This is a genomic window from Methylobacterium gregans (assembly GCF_022179245.1).
Lineage (GTDB): Bacteria > Pseudomonadota > Alphaproteobacteria > Rhizobiales > Beijerinckiaceae > Methylobacterium > Methylobacterium gregans.
In genome coordinates this window covers 69,914-85,426 of sequence record NZ_BPQM01000030.1, presented here as the reverse complement: position 1 = coordinate 85,426, position 15,513 = coordinate 69,914, and the positions used below count along the sequence as shown (strand labels likewise).

Here is a 15,513-nt window from a genome sequence, read left to right as displayed (position 1 = left end):
TGAGGCGTTCGAGAGACCATGGCGCGCGTCAAACCCTTGGCGGAGCTGATCGAGGGCTGCATCGGGCCGGCGTTCGCCGCGCAGGGCTTCGCCTCGACCGACATCCTAGCGGCCTGGCCCGACATCGTGGGCGCGCGGCTCGCCCGCTACTGCCGCCCGGCGCGGATCGAGTGGCCGCGCAAGCGCCGCAACAGCGCCGAGGCACCCGATTCGGGAACCCTCGTGGTGCAGGTCGAGAGCGTGTTCGCGATCGAGCTGCAGCACCTCGCGCCCGTGGTGATCCAGCGCATCAACGCCCATTACGGCTGGGCCTGCATCGGCCGGATCGTGATGAAGCAGGACCGCGTCGGACGGCCCGGCGTGCCCCCCCGGCGGCGGGAGGTCGATCCCGGGCGGCGCGGCGAGGTGGCCAAGGCCGTCTCGCGCATCGAGGACGCCGGCCTGCGCGATGCCCTCGACCGCCTCGGCCTCGCCGTGGTGGCGACGCCGCAGCGCTAGACGGTCAGCCCCAGAGAGCGGCTTCCGGCGGGTGGATCGTGCTGCCCTCGAACCGCAGAGCCGGCTCGCGGTCGCGGGCGAGCAGCAGCGGGCCGTCGAGATCGACGTAGTCCGCGTGGTGGGCGAGCAGCATGGCGGGCGCCATGGCGAGCGAGGTGCCGACCATGCAGCCGATCATCAGCGAGAGGCCGCGCGCACGGGCCTCGTGGGCGAGCATCACCGCCTCGGTGAGGCCGCCGGTCTTGTCGAGCTTGATGTTGATCGCGTCGTAGCGGCCGGCCAGCGCGTCGAGGCCGGTGCGGTCGTGCAGGCTCTCGTCGGCGCAGAGCGGGATCGGGCGCTGCATCCCCTCCAGCACCGCATCGTCGCCCGCCGGCAGCGGCTGCTCGATCAGGCCGACACCGGCCGCCACGCAGGCCGCGAGGTTGGCCTCCAGCGTCTCGGGCCGCCACGCCTCGTTGGCATCGACGATGAGACGGGATTCCGGCGCGCCCCGGCGCACGGCGGCGATCCGCTCCGGATCGCCCGCGCCGCCGAGCTTCACCTTCAGGAGCGGGCGGGCGGCGGCCTTGCGGGCCGCCTCCTCCATGCTCTCCGGCGTGCCGAGGCTCAGCGTGTAGGCGGTCACCGCGGATGTCGGCGCCGTCAGGCCCAGGATCTCGTGGGCGGGCCGCCCGAGCTGCTTGGCCTCGAGGTCGAGGAGCGCGCAGTCGAGGGCGTTGCGGGCGGCGCCCGCTGGCAGGCGCTCCAGCAGCTCGGCGCGGGTGAGCCCGGCGGCCACGGCCTCACCCTGCGCCGCAATCAGCGCGGCGACGCTCTCCACGCTCTCGCCGTAGCGGGCGTAGGGAACGCACTCGCCCTGGCCGGCGAACCCCGTCTCGTCGGCGACGCGCGCGACCACCACCGCGGCCTCCGTCCGGCTGCCCCGGGAGATCGTGAAGGCGCCCGCGATCGGAAAGCGCTCGATGGCGACGGTGAGGCGGCGGGTCATCGGATCCTCGGGCTCGGGGCTCAGTCCTGCGGGAATTCGGTGACGATCCGGTCGACGAGACCGTCCACGCCGAAGCGCACCGGGTCGGTCGCGGGCAGGCCGTGCGAGGCGGCGAGCTGGTCGAGGAGGGCGCGCGCCTCGGCCTCGTCCAGCGCCTGCGTGTTGACCGCGATGCCGACCGCCCGGATCTCCGGGTTGGTGAGCCGCCCGAGCTGCACCGTGAGGTCGATCACCTCGCGGATCGTCGGCAGCGGATGCTGCACGCCGCGCATCGTGGTGCGGGTCGGCTCATGGCAGACCACGAAGGCGTCCGCCTGCGCGCCGTGGAGCAGCCCGAGGCTCACGCCCGCGAAGGACGGGTGATAGAGCGAGCCCTGACCCTCGATCAGGTCCCAGTGGTTCGGCGCGGCGGCCGGCGCGATCCACTCGACGGCGCCCGAGATGAAGTCGGCCACCACCGCGTCGATGGCCACGCCCCGGCCCGAGATGAACACGCCGGTCTGGCCCGTGGCGCGGAAATCCGCGTCGAGGCCGCGCGCGCGCATACCCTTCTCCAGGGCGAGCGCCGTGTACTTCTTGCCGACCGAGCAGTCGGTGCCGACCGTGAGCAGGCGCAGTCCCGGCCGCCGCGTGCCCTTGCCGGTGGCGAAGGTCTCGCTGGTGTGGCGGACGTCGTGGAGCTGGCGCCCGTTGCGCTCGGCGGCCTCGGCGATGGCCGGCACCGCGCCGAGCCGGGCGTGCAGCCCGCTCGCCACGTCGAGCCCGGCATCGAGCGCGGCCACGATCTCCGAGACCCAGTGCTCGGGCAGAACGCCGCCCGCGTTGACCACGCCGATCACCAGCGTCCTGCAGCCCTTGGCGATCGCCTCGTCGAGCGTCAGGTCCGGGATGCCGAGATCGGCCGCGCAGCCGGGCAGGCGCATCTGACCGACGCACCAGTCGGGGCGCCAGTCGGCGATGCCGTAGGCGGTCTTGGCCGCGAGCTTGTCCGGCACATCGCCGAGGAACATCAGGTAGGGTGTGGCGATCTGCATCCCGGTGCTCCGTCGCGGTGCGCCGGGCCGGTGCGGGCCCGAAGCGTGTCTTTTTTGACTCGGCTTGTCTTTGCAGGAAGAGGCCGGCGGGGCAACGCGCCGCAGCGCCGGGCAGGCGCGCGGCCGGGGGATGGCGGGGAACCCGGTCGATCATGGCCGGGACGGCCCTTGCGGTTCGGGCCGGGCTGGGTTGTGCTCCGGCACGCAGGAGGCTCGGGACCACGCATGAAGATGTACGGCAATTGGCGCTCGGCCGCCGCCTTCCGGGTGCGGATCGCCCTGAAGCTCAAGCAGATCCCCTACGAGGAGACCTTCATCGACCTCGACGCGGGCGATCAGCACAGGCCGGCATTCCGGGCGATCAACCCGCAGGGCGCGGTGCCGGCCCTCTTCGACGGCGACGGGCCGCCCCTGACCCAGTCGCTCGCCATCCTCGACTATCTGGAGGAGACGAAGGGCGGCGTGCGGCTGCTGCCCGAAGATCCGCGCGCCCGGGCCCGGGCCCGCTCCCTCGCGCAGGTCGTCGCCTGCGACACGCATCCGCTCTACGTGCCGCGGGTCCGCACCTACCTGATGGAGGCCTACGGGCTGCCGAAGGAGCGCATGATGGACTTCGTGCGCCACAGCTTCACCACCGGGCTGGAGACCCTGGAGAAGCGCCTGGGTGGCGAGCCCGGCACCGGCCGGTTCTGCCAGGGCGATCAGATCAGCCACGCCGACCTCTGCCTCGTCAGCCTCTGGGTGGGCACGAAGATCTTCGCGGTGCCGACCGAGCCCTACCCGACTGTCGCCCGCATCGCGGAGGCGTGCCTCGCGCTGCCTGCCGTCGCCGAGGCCCATCCCCTGCGCCAGCCGGGCGCGCCCCAGGGCTGAGCCAGGCCTCGCGCAAGAGGGCGCGCGGCCCCGGCAGGATCTGGCATACAGATGGGTATCCTGTGTAAGCAGGGATGGGATCGCGGTGGCCGGACGTGCCGGGCCGACGAGCGCTGAGGGGACAGAATGGTACCTGCCGAGAAGGAGAGCGGCCTGCACCGCATCGTGGTGGTGGGGGGCGGTGCCGCCGGCCTGCAGCTCGTCACGCAGCTCGGGGACAAGCTCGGCCGCAAGGGCAAGGCGCACGTGACTCTGGTGGACCGCGCCCGCACCCATATCTGGAAGCCGCTGCTGCACGAGGTAGCGGCCGGCAGCCTGGATATCGGCCACCACGCGGTCGACTACCTGCACCACGCCCACGAGCACCATTTCCGCTACCGCATCGGCCAGATGACGGGGCTCGACCGCGCGGCGCGCACGGTCCAGCTCGCCGCGAGCCACGATGCCGAGGGGCGCGAGGTGACGCCCGAGCGGGCGATTCACTACGACACCCTGGTCATGGCGGTGGGGTCCACCACCAACGATTTCGGCACGCCGGGGGTGGCCGAGCACGCCATCGCCCTCGACACGCAGGCGCAGGCGGTGCGCTTCCACCAGCGCCTCGTCAACGCGATGCTGCGGGCCCACACCCAGACCGGCCCGGTGCGGCCGGGCCAGCTCCACGTCACGGTGATCGGCGCGGGCGCCACCGGCACCGAGCTCGCCGCCGAGCTGCACCGGACGCTCCGACACGTGGTCGGCACCGGCCTCGACCGGATCGACCCGGACAAGGACCTCAAGATCACGCTGGTGGAGGCGGCCGACCGCATCCTCCCGGCCGTGCCGCACCGCCTCTCGGCGGAGGTGATGGCGCTGCTCACCAAGATCGGCGTCGAGGTGCGGGTGCGCGCCCGCGTCACCGAGGTGCGGGCCGACGGCGTGGCGCTCGCCGACGGCGCCTTCATCCCCTCCGAACTGGTGGTGTGGGCCGCCGGCGTGAAGGCGCCGCCCTTCCTCAAGGACATCGGGGGCCTCGAGACCACGCGCACCAACCAGCTCGTGGTGACGCCGACGCTCCAGACCACGCGCGACCCGGACATCTTCGCGATCGGCGACTGCGCCTACCTCGTCGAGGCCGGCTCCGACACGCCGGTGCCGCCCCGCGCCCAGGCCGCCCACCAGCAGGCGAGCTACTTGATCAAGCAGATCCCGGCCAAGATGGCGGGACGGCCGCTGACGCCGTTCCGCTACCGGGATTTCGGCTCGCTGGTCTCGCTCGGCGAGTACTCGACGGTGGGCAGCCTGATGGGCTTCATCCAGGGGAAGAACATGTTCATCGCCGGGCTGTTCGCCCGGCTGATGTACCGCTCGCTCTACAAGATGCACGAGCGCGCGCTGCACGGCACCCTCAAGACCGGGCTCGACGCCGCCGCCCGGGCGCTGACCCGGCGCACCGAGCCGCGGGTGAAGCTGCACTGAGCCGCCCTAGATTCCCGCCGGGCGCGTCCGCGCCCGGCCACAAAGCCCCGCCAGCGGGCAACGCCCGCCAAGCGGGCACCGGGAGAGAAACGATGATCCTCGTGAGCGTGATGTACCCGGCCGGCGGCCGCTTCGACATGGACTACTATCTGGGTCACCACATGCCGCTGGTGCGCGAGCGCTGGTCCTCCTTCGGCCTGCACGAGGCGAAGATCGTGCGCGGCGTCTCGACCCCGGACGGCGGCGAGGCGCCCTATCAGGTGATGGCGCTGCTGACCTGGGCGTCGCAGGAGGCCTTCGGCAAGGCGGCCGCCGCGCACGGTCCGGAGATCTTCGGCGACATCCCGAACTTCACCGACCGGCAGGCGCAGGTCCAGATCAACGAATTCCCCGAGAGCGGCGCGTGATCGACATCGTCAAGGCGGTCCAGGAGGCGGATCCGAGCCTCGGCTCCTACGTGATCGTGCTCCGGGCCGATGCGCGGGCGCTCGCCGCGCCGGACCGGCTGAGCGACGCGGCCGCCGCCTGGATCGCGGAGCAGGCGCCCGAGGCTCGGCTCGCCCGGGTCGGCATCGCGCTCGCGCCCTATCCGGGCGGCGCGCCGGCGGAGCGGACCGTGACGGTGCTGGCTTTCCCCGACGCGCGCCAGCTCGCCGCCTTCGCCACCGCCTGGACCGCCGATCCGGAGCCGGAGGAGGACGCGCCCGCGGCCTGACGCGGGTTCGGGCATCGCGTGCCCTCACCACGACAGGACCGTCCTGCCGTAGGGAGGGTCCGCGCTTCCTCCACCATCCTCAGATTCGCCGCTTTCACCGGCCACGCCGGGCCATCGAATCCGCCCGCTCGGGCGGCGTCATCCCACAGGGCCCAATCCCGGTGATCCGCTTCGACAACGTCACCAAGATCTACAAGACGGACGGCCATCGCCGCACCATCCTGGAGCGGGTCTCGCTGACTCTGAAGCCCGGCATCAGCTACGGCATCCTCGGCATCAACGGCGCCGGCAAGTCGACCACGATGCGCCTGATCGGCGGCGTCGAGGATCCGACCCGGGGCCGGATCCACAGGGGCCTGCGGGTCTCCTGGCCGCTCGGCTTCGGCGGCGGCTTCCACGGGCAGATGACGGGGCGCGACAACGTCATCTTCGTCGCCCGCATCTACGGCGAGGACCCCAAGCGCGTGCTCGAGTTCGTGGAGGACTTCTCCGAGCTCGGCAGCTACCTCGACGTCCCGATCCGGACCTACTCCTCGGGCATGGGCGCCCGCCTCGCCTTCGGGATGAGCATGGCCATCCCGTTCGACTGCTACCTGATCGACGAGGTCACGGCGGTGGGGGATTCCCGCTTCCAGAAGCGCTGCACCGAGGTCTTCGCCAGCCGGCGCAAGAACGCCGACGTCATCATGGTCTCGCACTCGATGGAGACGATTCGCGAGTGGTGCCAGCAGGGCATCGTCCTGCTCAACGGCCGCGCCATCGTGTACGAGGACGTCAACGACGCCATCGAGGTCTACCGCCGCCTGAACGCCTGAGCGCGCAAGCTCTGCACCGGCCTCGCGTGGTCTGAACGGACATGGTTTCGCCGCGCGGGCATGCGATGCGGGCCGCGCCGCCCCGGACATGCCTCCCGGACCTGGACACGAACAGCCCCATGAACGTCGAGATCCGCAACCCGCAGGGTCAGCCGCTCACCACCGCGGACAAGTCCAACGCGGTGGCCGAGTCCCTGCGCCAGTTCGCCCGGATGTCGCGCTTCGCCGACCGCCGGAAGGGCATCCGCTCCTACCAGAGCCACGTGAAGCGGGATCCGTGGCTGCCCGTCCTGTTCGTGGTCTGCTTCGTGCTGCCGACCCTGATGGGCGCCGTGTATTACGGGTTCATCGCCTCCGACCGCTACGTCACCGAGGCGCATTTCGCGATCCGCCCGGCGCTGGGCGGCGCCGAGAAGGCCAATCCCGACTCGGTCGGCACGAACTCGGGCGTGCCCAAGGAGCTCATCGCCCAGGACACCCTGATCACCTACCAGTACGTGCTCAGCCGGCCGATGCTGGAGACGCTGGAGAAGGAGCTGCCGCTGCGCGCGTGGTTCAGCCGCGACAGCATCGACGCCCTCTCCCGCTTCAACCCCGAGAAGCCGATCGAGAAGTTCCTGAAATACTGGCAGGAGCGCGTGGCCATCTCGGTCGAGTCGGGTTCCGGCATCATGGTCCTCACGGTCAACGCCTTCGATCCGCAGGAATCCTTCACTCTCATCCAGGCCATCCTGAAGGAGGCCGAGGCCGTGGTGAACCGGCTCAGCCTCAACGCGCGCACCGATGCGGTGGCGGAGAGCAACCGCGAGCTGAAGCTCGCCGAGGAGCGGATGCGCAAGGTCCGCCTGGAGGTGCGCGACCTGCGCAACCGCGACGGCGTGCTCGACGCGCAGAAGACCAACGAGGCGAACCTGAAGACGATCGGCGAGTTGCGCTCCACCCGCATCGAGAAGTCGATCCAGCTCTCGATCGCCCAGCGCGACCTCGGACCGAGCTCCAACCGTATCATCGAGCTGAAGACGCAGATCCGCGATCTCGACGAGAACATCGCCCGGATCGAGCGCCAATCCGCGAGCCAGGATGCCGAGCAGAAGCGCGTGCTCGCCGACGCACTGACCCGCTTCGAGGCGCTCGATAACGAGCGCAAGAACGCGGAGAAGTACTACGCGATGGTGCTGGCGGCCAACGAGCGTGCCCGCATCATCGCCTCGCGCCAGATCGAGTTCTTCAGCCTGATCGTGCCGCCGGTGCTCGCCGAATCGGCGACCCAGCCGCGGCGCCTGCTGATGATCTGCATCGTCGCCGCGGGCTCCGCCGTGCTGTTCGCCGGGGCCATGTTGGCCCGCAAGCAGATGCTCTGACGCGGGCTCCCCTCTCCCCGTATGCGGCGAGAGGGGTCCGGCGACCTCCTCAGCCGACCTCGCAAGCCTCGGCGATGCGGTCGAGCAGCTCGACCGCGAGGCGGCCGCGCTCGGCCGCGTCCTGGGTCGCACGCTTCAGGATCACCCGGCCGTCCCGCACCGTCAGGTCGCCGTCGAGCGCCAGCGCCCGCGCGCGGCGCCCGTCTCGGAAATCCGCCGCCACGCCCTGCGGGCCGCCGCTGAGCCGGCTGATCCCGAGCGTTCCGCACAGCACCCGGAGTCGGGCCAGCGTCACCAGGCTCTCGACACTCTCCGGCATCCGGCCGAAGCGGTCATCGGTCTCGGCGCACAGCGCGTCGATCTCCTGGGCGGAACTCACCCGCAGAAGGCGGGTGTAGAGGCCGAGCCGGACCTCGGGCTCGGGCATGTAGTCGGGCGGGATCGCGCCCTCCAGCCCCAGATTGATCTCCGGCCGCCAGTCCTCGGCCGGCTCGCCCTTGGCGGCGCGCAGCGCCAGCTGCAGCACGTGCTGATAGAGCCCGAGCCCGATCAGCCGGACGTGGCCGGCCTGGGCGTCGCCCACGAGGTCCCCCGCGCCGCGATGATCGAGGTCGCGCGCCGAGATGGTGAAGCCCGCTCCCAGCCGGTCGAGGGCTTCCAGCGTGCGCAGGCGCTTCTCGGCGCCGGGCGAGAGCGGGCGCTCGGGATCGTTCAGCAGGTAGGCGGCGCCCCGGCGCTGGCCGCGCCCGACCCGACCGCGCAGTTGGTGCAGCTGCGCCAGCCCGAAGCGCTCGGCGTTCCAGACCAGCATCGTGTTGGCCCGCGGCACGTCGAGCCCGCTCTCGATGATGGAGGTTGCCAGCAGCACGTCGCCCGTCCCGTCCGCGAAGCCGATCATCGCCGCGTCCATCTCGGCGGGCTTCATCTCGCCATGCGCCAGCGTGACCGCGAGTTCCGGCACGATGGCCTTCAGGCGCCGGGCCATCGGCTCCAGATCCTCGATGCGCGGGCAGACCACGAAGCTCTGGCCGCCGCGGCGGTGCTCGCGCATCAGCGCGGCCCGCACCGTCTCGGCCTCGAAGGGGGCGATCACCGTGCGGATGGGCTGGCGCACCGCCGGGGGCGTGGCGATCACGCTGAGCGCGCGCAGGCCGACCAGGGCCGATTGCAGGGTGCGGGGGATCGGCGTGGCGGTGAGCGTCAGGACGTGGCCGCCCCCGGCCAGCGCCCGCAAGGACTCCTTCATTTTCGCGCCGAAGCGCTGCTCCTCGTCGATCACCGTGAGGCCGAGATCCGCGAAGGCGACGCCCTTGGCGGCCAGCGCGTTCGTGCCGACGACGACCCGGATCGAGCCGTCCGCGAGCCCCGCCTTGACGCGCTTGGCCTCGGCCGGCCCGACGAGCCGCGAGAGCTGCGCAACCGCGATGCCGAAACGGGCAAAGCGCCGCTCCAGCGTCTGCACGTGCTGGCGCACCAGCACGGTGGTGGGCGCCACGAGCGCGACCTGCTTGCCCGCGAAGACCGCCGCCGCGATCGCGCGGAGCGCCACCTCGGTCTTGCCGAAGCCGACATCGCCGCAGACCAGCCGGTCCATCGGCGTCCCCGAGGCGAGGTCGGCGAGCACGGCGTCCGTGGCCGCGGCCTGGTCCGGGGTCAGGCTGAAGCCGAAACCCGCGCTGAAACGCTCCATCTCGCGCTCCGGCGGCCGCAGCACCGGTGCGCGGGCGTCGGTGCGCTCCTGGGCCAGCGCCACCATGGCGCGGGCGGTACGGGCGATGGTGGCCTCGGCCTCGCTGTGGCGCCGACGCCAGGAGGCGGAGGCGAGCTTGTCGAGTCCGACCGCCTCCGGATCCGAGCCGTAGCGCCAGACCCGGTCGGCCTGGGCCACGGGCAGCATCAGCACGTCGTCCCCGGCGAAGCGCAGGCGCAGGGCTTCCGCCCCGCCGACCTGCTCCAGCCCCTCGAAGACGCACAGCCCGTTGTCGCGGTCGACCGCGACGTCGCCGGTGCGCAACTCCACCTCGCCGAGCGGCAGGCTGGCGATCCGCGGGCTCGCCGCGCCGGCCTGCTGGCCGTACAGGTCGGCCGCCGCGAACACGCTGAGCCCCCCCTCCGGCACCCGAAAGCCCGCATCGAGGGGGAGTGTGAGCGCGACGATCTCGCCGGGGCGGGCGCTCTCCGCCGCGGCCCAGTCCGGGACCGAGCGGACCCGGCGCTCGCCCGAGCGCTCAGCTTGGCGGATCAGGCGGCGCAGCGGGCGCTCCGGCCCGGCGAGCACGATCCGGTCGCCGGCCTTGAGGCGCTCCCGCAGTGCCTTGGCGAAGGCCGCCGTCGGGCGCGACTGGCGGATGAAGGCGGGCAGGGACACGTCCGCCGTCTCTGTGGCGGCCGCGAGCCGGCGCTCCCTGAGGAGGCGTGCCCAGTCAAGCGGATCGAGGTAGAGCGGATCGGCGGCGATCCCGGCGCCCGCCTTGCCGTGAGGCTTGCCTCGACCCTGGCCGGCCGCCTCCCCGCCGTCGCGCCCGTCCGCGATCTGCTCGAAGAAGGCCTCGGCCCGCGCCTCGGCACCCGCCTCGATCACAAGGCGGGCCCCGGGCAGGTCGTCGAGCACCCCGGCGAGCGCCGGGTAGAACCGGGCCAGCCCGTGCTCCTGACCCGTGAAGGGCTGCAGGCGCTCCTCGGAGCCCGGGGGCAGGATGATCTCGGTCGCCGGGTCGATCACCAGCTCCGCGGTCTCGTCGTGCGAGCGCTGCGTGAGCGGGTCGTAGGCGCGGATCCGCGCGACCCGGGTGCCGTCGTGCTCGACCCGGCAGGGCAGGGGAGAGGCGGCCGGGAACACGTCGAGAGTGCGTCCGCGGATAGCGAACTCGCCGGGCTCGTCCACCCGGTCGTCGAGGATGTAGCCGAGGCGCCGGAGCGCGGCCGTCATCGCCTCCGCGTCGAGGATGTCGCCGACGCGGATGACCACGCGGGCATCGGCCCAGGTGGCGAACGGGGGCACCCGCTGAATCAGGGCCGGCGGTGTGGTCAGCACGATGCCGGGGCGGTTCTGCGCGTCGGTGAGCCAGCGCAGCACGCCGGCGCGCGCGCCCATCACGCCCCGCGAGGGCGAGGCCCGGTCGTAGGGCAGGCAGTCCCAGCCCGGGAGGATCGCGACGCCGAGCCCGGGATCGAGCGCCCGCAGGATCGCGGCGATCGCCTCCAGACGCCGTTCGTCGCGGGCGACGTGGACGAGCGGGGCGCCCTGTCCGGCGAGCCCGAGCAGGGCGACCGCCAGCGCGCCGGTGGGTACGAGCGGCGCCTCCGTCTCGGACTGGGTCTCGGCCTTGGTCTCGGCTCTCGTCTTCCGCTTGGCCATGGATGCTCGGTGGCTGGCAGGGTTCCTCGCAAGGGCCACCCGCCGCTGCCCGCGGCCGCTGCCCCCTCGCGACGATGTCCCTTCAAAACCCCCGAGCCCCGCTCCCGGGTCCGCGCCCGTTCGCCGCGCTCCCCAGGATTCGATCGTTCGAGAGCCGGCACGGGAGACCTCCGGTCCGCCGTGCCGGCGCTTCAGGGCCGCCCGCCGCTCACGCCGCCTGCGCGATCGGGGCCGGGCTCGGCGCGTCCATCGCGCGCAGGTAGAGTTCCAGCAGGCTCTCCTGCTCGTCGCGCTCGTCCTTGTCCTGCTTGCGCAGCTTCAGGATCTCTTTCAGCACCTTCACGTCGAGACCCTCGCCCTTCGCCTCGGCGAAGATCTCCTTCTTGGTCTCCATCAGGTCCTTGATCTCCTCGTCGAGCCGCTCGATGCGCTCGATGATGGAGCGGATGCGGTCGCCCGCGACGCCTACGGTGTCGATCGTGTCGGACATGCTCACTCCCTGGCTGATCCGGCGCGCACCCTCCCGGAACAGGCTCACCAGATCGTTAAGACCGGGGCGTTGGCGCGTCCGGCAATCGGCGTGCGCGTCGAGATGCCTGTGTTCAAGATGCAGTCAAGTGACGGGCGCGATTGAAATAATACTCTGCACTGCGTATCGTTCAGAGCGTTAGTATGAGTGAAGTCGATCGCGCCCTTAACAAAGGTTGTTTCTCGGGACGTCGAGACTTCGTGCTGTGAGGGTGGCGGCATGGTGGACGGTGGCTTGAACGGCGAGCGCCTCTCGGAGGTCTCGCGACTTGCAGGTGTCCTGGCGGATCAGGTGCTACGCGAGTCCATGGAGGGCGAGACGTCGCTGGCAAAGCTCACCGCACTCGGCAAGGCGGCGCTGCTGCTGCAGGATTACGACCGCCCGATCCCGGACCCGGTTGTGGACGTGCTCAGTCGAGCGCTGCGCAGCACGGAAGAGGATGGCGCCGAGGCGGGCGAGGTGCATGAGGCCGAAGCCGCGCTTGGCGCCGAGAAGGGGGCCGGAGAGGCTGGCGCGATGCAGGAGGCTGAGGACACCGAGGCTCCACGGCGCCTGTTTCCGCGCCTGATCCAGTCCCTGCGCCCGCTGCGAGGCTAGGGCTCTCCGCGTCTCCGGTGGGCTGCCATCGCTCCACGCTTCAGCGCAGGGGCCTGCGGAAGCCTGCGCCGGCATGGCCCGTCGATTGCGCCTCGCCCGTGCGCGCCGCCTCCGTGCGGGCGCAAGCGAGCAGACGAGCACGACCCGTGGCGTCGATCCGTTCCCAGAGCTTCACCAGTTCGAGGGCGTCGCTGAGTGCGTCGCCCTCCGGGGTGCGGAAGGCTTCGATGGGGCAGCCGACGAGTTCCGCGATCCGCAGGAGCCGCTCGTCCCCTGATGTCCTGACCCGGACGTGCAGCGCGTTGGCGACGGCATCAGTCATGACGCCCTCCCGCCCGCGTGACGTGGTGCGGCTGGTCGACCTCATACCTGCCTGAGCTGAGGCCCTGTAGATCAAAGCAGTGTTTCATTCCAATGGCCTGGGACGATGCCGGCCGGTTTTACCCGCCTGGGTTGAGCAATACCATGAAATTCTGGATCCGCACCCCGGAAATTTTTATGCATGCCCTGGAAGATAATATGGAATTTGTCGTGCAACTGGACAATTTCTGCTCATCCCGGCCGGATCGGACCCACCTCGCTGTCGACTGGACCGCCTTCCATCGGGCGCGCACGTAACGATATGACAGGGCATGGCCGCACCCGAGGGCGCGGTGCACCCGCGTGGCCGACACGCGCGAAGAGAATCCGAAGGGAAGCCATGTCCGACGCCCCGTCCCCCGCCGCCTCCGCCGAAACGTCCGCCAAGATCCCCGTCACGGTGCTCACGGGCTATCTCGGCGCCGGCAAGACGACGCTGCTCAACCGGATCCTCACCGAGAACCATGGCCGGCGCTACGCCGTGATCGTCAACGAGTTCGGTGAGATCGGCATCGACAACGACCTCGTGGTGGGCGCCGACGAGGAAGTGTTCGAGATGAACAACGGCTGCGTCTGCTGCACGGTGCGCGGCGACCTGATCCGCATCATGGACGGGCTGGTGAAGCGCCGCGGCAAGTTCGACGCGATCATCGTCGAGACCACGGGACTGGCCGATCCCGCCCCCGTCGCCCAGACCTTCTTCGTCGACCAGGATGTCGGAGAGGCCGCCCGGCTCGATGCCGTCGTAACGGTGGCGGACGCCAAGTGGCTGACCGCCCGGCTGAAGGACGCGCCCGAAGCCAGGAACCAGATCGCCTTCGCGGACGTGATCCTGCTCAACAAGTCGGATCTCGTGACGCCCGCGGACCTCGACCGCGTCGAGGGCGAGATCCGCGTGATCAACCCCTTCGCCAAGATCCATCGTACGAAAGACTGCGCCGTGCCCCTCGACGCGGTGCTGGAACGCAACGCCTTCGATCTCGGCCGCATCCTCGACCTCGAGCCCGAGTTCCTCGAGGGGGGGCACCACCATCACCATGACAGTGAGATCCAGTCTGTCTCGGCCCGGATCGACGGGCCGGTGAATCCGGAGACGTTCATGCCCTGGATCTCGACCCTGACCCAAGTTCAGGGTCCCGACATCCTGCGCTGCAAGGGCATCGTCGCCTTCCCTGACGAGCCGAAGCGCTTCGTCTTCCAGGGCGTCCACATGATCCTTGACGGGGATCTGCAGGCCGACTGGCGCGCCGACGAGCCGCGGGTCTCGCGCGTGGTGTTCATCGGGCGCAATCTCGACCCAGAGGCGATCCGTGTCGGGTTCGAGGGCTGCCGGGCCTGAGCCGCGCGCGGCTGCCCTGCTTGGCAGCCGGCGAGCCTGGGCAATCGCCATGCCGTCGGCCCGAGGCGCCGGCTGCCGCACCATGAGAGAAGGCCCCGCGCGCCGGACGGCACGCGGGGCCTTCTTCAGTATGGTTCCGGAGAGAGAGCCTACTTGCCGCTCGGCGCGGCGGTGCTGCCGGTCGAGGCATTGCCGCCGCTGTCGCCGGCGGGAGCGCCGGGGGTCGCGGTGTTGCTCTGGGCCTGCGCGGCCGAGAGGCTGCCGGCCGCGAGAGCCAGGGCGAGAAGCGGGGCGGACAGGGTCTTCAGGGACATGATCGGCGCTCTCCTGTGATGCTGGTAGGCCTCGGTTCTGCGCGCACGGTGCCGGACGCGCGTTCGAGGAGCCAACAGAGCCGAACGACCATCCGTTCCGTGACGCGACGGCCTCCTCGACGGATGGGTCTGCACAGCGCCGAACTTTCCGACACCCTTCCTTTCCGCCCCTTCGCCCGTTGACCGAACACGCCTGGGCGATCTGTCGCATGGCGAGAGGAAAATCTGTATACCTACTAAAAGTTGTGCTAGCGGATGTCATTCCCGTCGCGGGGCTCGCACGCGCACAGATGAACCGCAGCACGATCGAACGGGAGGAGATTTCCAGGGAGGTTGCGGCCCTCCTGAAGCACCCGGCCATGCGCAAGGCGCCGAAGCTCTCGGCCTTTCTCGGCTACGTCGTGCGCGAGAGCCTCGAAGGGCGCGGCCACCGGCTGAAGGCTTACGCGATCGCCACCCAGGCGCTCGGCCGCGCCGCGGATTTCGACCCGGTCACGGACGCGATCGTGCGCGTGGAGGCGCGCCGCCTGCGAGGGGTGCTCGCCGCCATCTACGCGGAGCCCGGCTGCGCCCGCCCGCTCCGGATCGAGTTGCCGCGGGGCCACTACGAGCCGGTTTTCCGCCGTGTCGACGCCGAGCCGCCCGCGGCTCCGGCCGGCTCTTTCGCGCATGCCAGCCCGAGCGACGCCCTGCACGAGAGCGAGCAGCGCTATCTCGCTCTGGTGCGGGCGAGCGCCGTGATCGAGTGGCGCGCTGCGCCCGACGGCCAGATCACGCACAGCTACGGCTGGACCGAGCGCACCGGCCAGGAGCCGGAGCTGTTCACGGGACGCGGTTGGCTCGATGCGCTGCATCCGGACGATCGGGCGCGCACGGTCGGAGTCTGGGCTGCGGCGCGGCGCGCCCGCGAGCCCCTGGAGATCGCCTACCGGGTGCGCCATCAGGACGGCAGCTACCGCTGGATGCTGGCGCGTGGCGTGCCGGTCGAGCACGAGAACGGCACGATCCGGGAATGGGTCGGCACCATCGTCGACGCGCCCGAGCAAGCCGGTGGGGTCCCGCACGTCCTCGACGGACTCGCCACCGCGCGCCGGCTCGGCACGATCTACGAGATCCTCCGCGTCGCCCAGGGCGAGGCGACCCGGACCTCCGCTCGGCGCGAGGCGGAGCGACGCCGGCTCGCGGACGGCCTGCGCCGGCACGGCCTCTTCCTCGGCGATCCCCCGCACGCCCGGCGCTGAGGCGCGGCAGGTCTCACAGGGGCGTGAAAC

General features: G+C 71.2%; 16 protein-coding genes. 10 read left to right on the top strand and 6 right to left on the bottom strand.

Going from position 1 to position 15,513, the window contains the following annotated elements; all coding sequences use genetic code 11:
* Window positions 1-18: 18 nt before the first annotated feature.
* On the top strand, window positions 19-498 hold the full coding sequence (locus tag MFF54_RS07935) for a DUF721 domain-containing protein (protein WP_238302077.1): 480 nt from the start codon (window positions 19-21) through the stop codon (window positions 496-498).
* Between the two features lie 4 nt (window positions 499-502).
* On the opposite strand, the gene dgcA is transcribed toward MFF54_RS07935, so the two are convergent.
* Window positions 503-1,489: an N-acetyl-D-Glu racemase DgcA gene (gene dgcA, locus MFF54_RS07930; protein ID WP_238302076.1), complete on the bottom strand. Its 987-nt coding sequence runs from the start codon at window positions 1,487-1,489 to the stop codon at window positions 503-505.
* A gap of 20 nt (window positions 1,490-1,509) precedes the next feature.
* On the bottom strand, window positions 1,510-2,523 hold the full coding sequence (dgcN, locus tag MFF54_RS07925; protein ID WP_238302075.1) for an N-acetyltransferase DgcN: 1,014 nt from the start codon (window positions 2,521-2,523) through the stop codon (window positions 1,510-1,512).
* Window positions 2,524-2,748: 225 nt separating this feature from the next.
* Between dgcN and maiA the strand changes: the two genes are divergently transcribed.
* The 6 genes from maiA to MFF54_RS07895 all read left to right on the top strand — a co-directional run bounded on the left by maiA (window position 2,749) and on the right by MFF54_RS07895 (window position 7,745).
* The gene (gene maiA / locus MFF54_RS07920; protein ID WP_238302074.1) at window positions 2,749-3,396 is read left to right on the top strand and encodes a maleylacetoacetate isomerase; all 648 of its coding nucleotides are present in this window, start codon (window positions 2,749-2,751) and stop codon (window positions 3,394-3,396) included.
* A 126-nt stretch (window positions 3,397-3,522) separates the two neighbouring features.
* Window positions 3,523-4,854 carry an NAD(P)/FAD-dependent oxidoreductase gene (locus tag MFF54_RS07915; RefSeq protein WP_238302073.1) on the top strand — a complete coding sequence of 444 codons (1,332 nt, stop codon included), beginning with the start codon at window positions 3,523-3,525 and terminating at the stop codon, window positions 4,852-4,854.
* A 92-nt stretch (window positions 4,855-4,946) separates the two neighbouring features.
* On the top strand, window positions 4,947-5,261 hold the full coding sequence (locus MFF54_RS07910; protein ID WP_238302072.1) for an EthD family reductase: 315 nt from the start codon (window positions 4,947-4,949) through the stop codon (window positions 5,259-5,261).
* Window positions 5,258-5,569, top strand: coding sequence for a hypothetical protein (locus tag MFF54_RS07905; RefSeq protein WP_238302071.1), 312 nt, complete (start codon window positions 5,258-5,260; stop codon window positions 5,567-5,569). The genes MFF54_RS07910 and MFF54_RS07905 overlap by 4 nt, the downstream gene beginning before the upstream one ends.
* 161 nt (window positions 5,570-5,730) lie before the next feature.
* A complete protein-coding gene (locus tag MFF54_RS07900; protein ID WP_238302070.1) occupies window positions 5,731-6,384 on the top strand; it encodes an ABC transporter ATP-binding protein in 654 nt (217 codons plus the stop codon).
* A gap of 119 nt (window positions 6,385-6,503) precedes the next feature.
* Entirely contained in the window at window positions 6,504-7,745 is a 1,242-nt protein-coding gene (locus MFF54_RS07895) for a KpsE/RkpR family capsule polysaccharide export protein (protein ID WP_238302069.1), read from the top strand.
* Window positions 7,746-7,794: 49 nt separating this feature from the next.
* On the opposite strand, the gene MFF54_RS07890 is transcribed toward MFF54_RS07895, so the two are convergent.
* The gene (locus MFF54_RS07890) at window positions 7,795-11,103 is read right to left on the bottom strand and encodes a DEAD/DEAH box helicase (RefSeq protein WP_238302068.1); all 3,309 of its coding nucleotides are present in this window, start codon (window positions 11,101-11,103) and stop codon (window positions 7,795-7,797) included.
* Window positions 11,104-11,311: 208 nt separating this feature from the next.
* Complete coding sequence (locus tag MFF54_RS07885; RefSeq protein ID WP_238302067.1) at window positions 11,312-11,593, bottom strand: DUF2312 domain-containing protein; 282 nt, start codon at window positions 11,591-11,593, stop codon at window positions 11,312-11,314.
* Between the two features lie 186 nt (window positions 11,594-11,779).
* On the opposite strand from MFF54_RS07885, the gene MFF54_RS07880 reads away from it, so the two are divergent.
* Complete coding sequence (locus MFF54_RS07880; RefSeq protein ID WP_238302066.1) at window positions 11,780-12,229, top strand: hypothetical protein; 450 nt, start codon at window positions 11,780-11,782, stop codon at window positions 12,227-12,229.
* Window positions 12,230-12,269: 40 nt separating this feature from the next.
* Here the strand turns inward: MFF54_RS07880 and MFF54_RS07875 are convergent, their stop codons facing one another.
* The gene (locus MFF54_RS07875; protein ID WP_238302065.1) at window positions 12,270-12,551 is read right to left on the bottom strand and encodes a hypothetical protein; all 282 of its coding nucleotides are present in this window, start codon (window positions 12,549-12,551) and stop codon (window positions 12,270-12,272) included.
* A gap of 378 nt (window positions 12,552-12,929) precedes the next feature.
* Here MFF54_RS07875 and MFF54_RS07870 point away from each other — a divergent pair, with 378 nt between their 5' ends.
* Window positions 12,930-13,928 (top strand): CobW family GTP-binding protein, encoded by a 999-nt coding sequence (locus tag MFF54_RS07870; protein WP_238302064.1) that lies wholly within the window; start codon window positions 12,930-12,932, stop codon window positions 13,926-13,928.
* Between the two features lie 149 nt (window positions 13,929-14,077).
* Here the strand turns inward: MFF54_RS07870 and MFF54_RS07865 are convergent, their stop codons facing one another.
* Entirely contained in the window at window positions 14,078-14,242 is a 165-nt protein-coding gene (locus MFF54_RS07865; protein ID WP_238302063.1) for a hypothetical protein, read from the bottom strand.
* Between the two features lie 290 nt (window positions 14,243-14,532).
* Between MFF54_RS07865 and MFF54_RS07860 the strand changes: the two genes are divergently transcribed.
* Entirely contained in the window at window positions 14,533-15,483 is a 951-nt protein-coding gene (locus tag MFF54_RS07860; protein ID WP_238302062.1) for a PAS domain-containing protein, read from the top strand.
* Window positions 15,484-15,513: the final 30 nt, after the last annotated feature.

Bases quoted from the DNA above. Each gene is read 5' to 3' on its own strand.
- MFF54_RS07935 (WP_238302077.1), top strand. From the start codon at position 19: ATGGCGCGCGTCAAACCCTTGGCGGAGCTGATCGAGGGCTGCATCGGG.
- dgcA (WP_238302076.1), bottom strand. From the start codon at position 1,489: ATGACCCGCCGCCTCACCGTCGCCATCGAGCGCTTTCCGATCGCGGGC.
- dgcN (WP_238302075.1), bottom strand. From the start codon at position 2,523: ATGCAGATCGCCACACCCTACCTGATGTTCCTCGGCGATGTGCCGGAC.
- maiA (WP_238302074.1), top strand. From the start codon at position 2,749: ATGAAGATGTACGGCAATTGGCGCTCGGCCGCCGCCTTCCGGGTGCGG.
- MFF54_RS07915 (WP_238302073.1), top strand. From the start codon at position 3,523: ATGGTACCTGCCGAGAAGGAGAGCGGCCTGCACCGCATCGTGGTGGTG.
- MFF54_RS07910 (WP_238302072.1), top strand. From the start codon at position 4,947: ATGATCCTCGTGAGCGTGATGTACCCGGCCGGCGGCCGCTTCGACATG.
- MFF54_RS07895 (WP_238302069.1), top strand. From the start codon at position 6,504: ATGAACGTCGAGATCCGCAACCCGCAGGGTCAGCCGCTCACCACCGCG.
- MFF54_RS07890 (WP_238302068.1), bottom strand. From the start codon at position 11,103: ATGGCCAAGCGGAAGACGAGAGCCGAGACCAAGGCCGAGACCCAGTCC.
- MFF54_RS07885 (WP_238302067.1), bottom strand. From the start codon at position 11,593: ATGTCCGACACGATCGACACCGTAGGCGTCGCGGGCGACCGCATCCGC.
- MFF54_RS07875 (WP_238302065.1), bottom strand. From the start codon at position 12,551: ATGACTGATGCCGTCGCCAACGCGCTGCACGTCCGGGTCAGGACATCA.
- MFF54_RS07870 (WP_238302064.1), top strand. From the start codon at position 12,930: ATGTCCGACGCCCCGTCCCCCGCCGCCTCCGCCGAAACGTCCGCCAAG.
- MFF54_RS07865 (WP_238302063.1), bottom strand. From the start codon at position 14,242: ATGTCCCTGAAGACCCTGTCCGCCCCGCTTCTCGCCCTGGCTCTCGCG.
- MFF54_RS07860 (WP_238302062.1), top strand. From the start codon at position 14,533: ATGAACCGCAGCACGATCGAACGGGAGGAGATTTCCAGGGAGGTTGCG.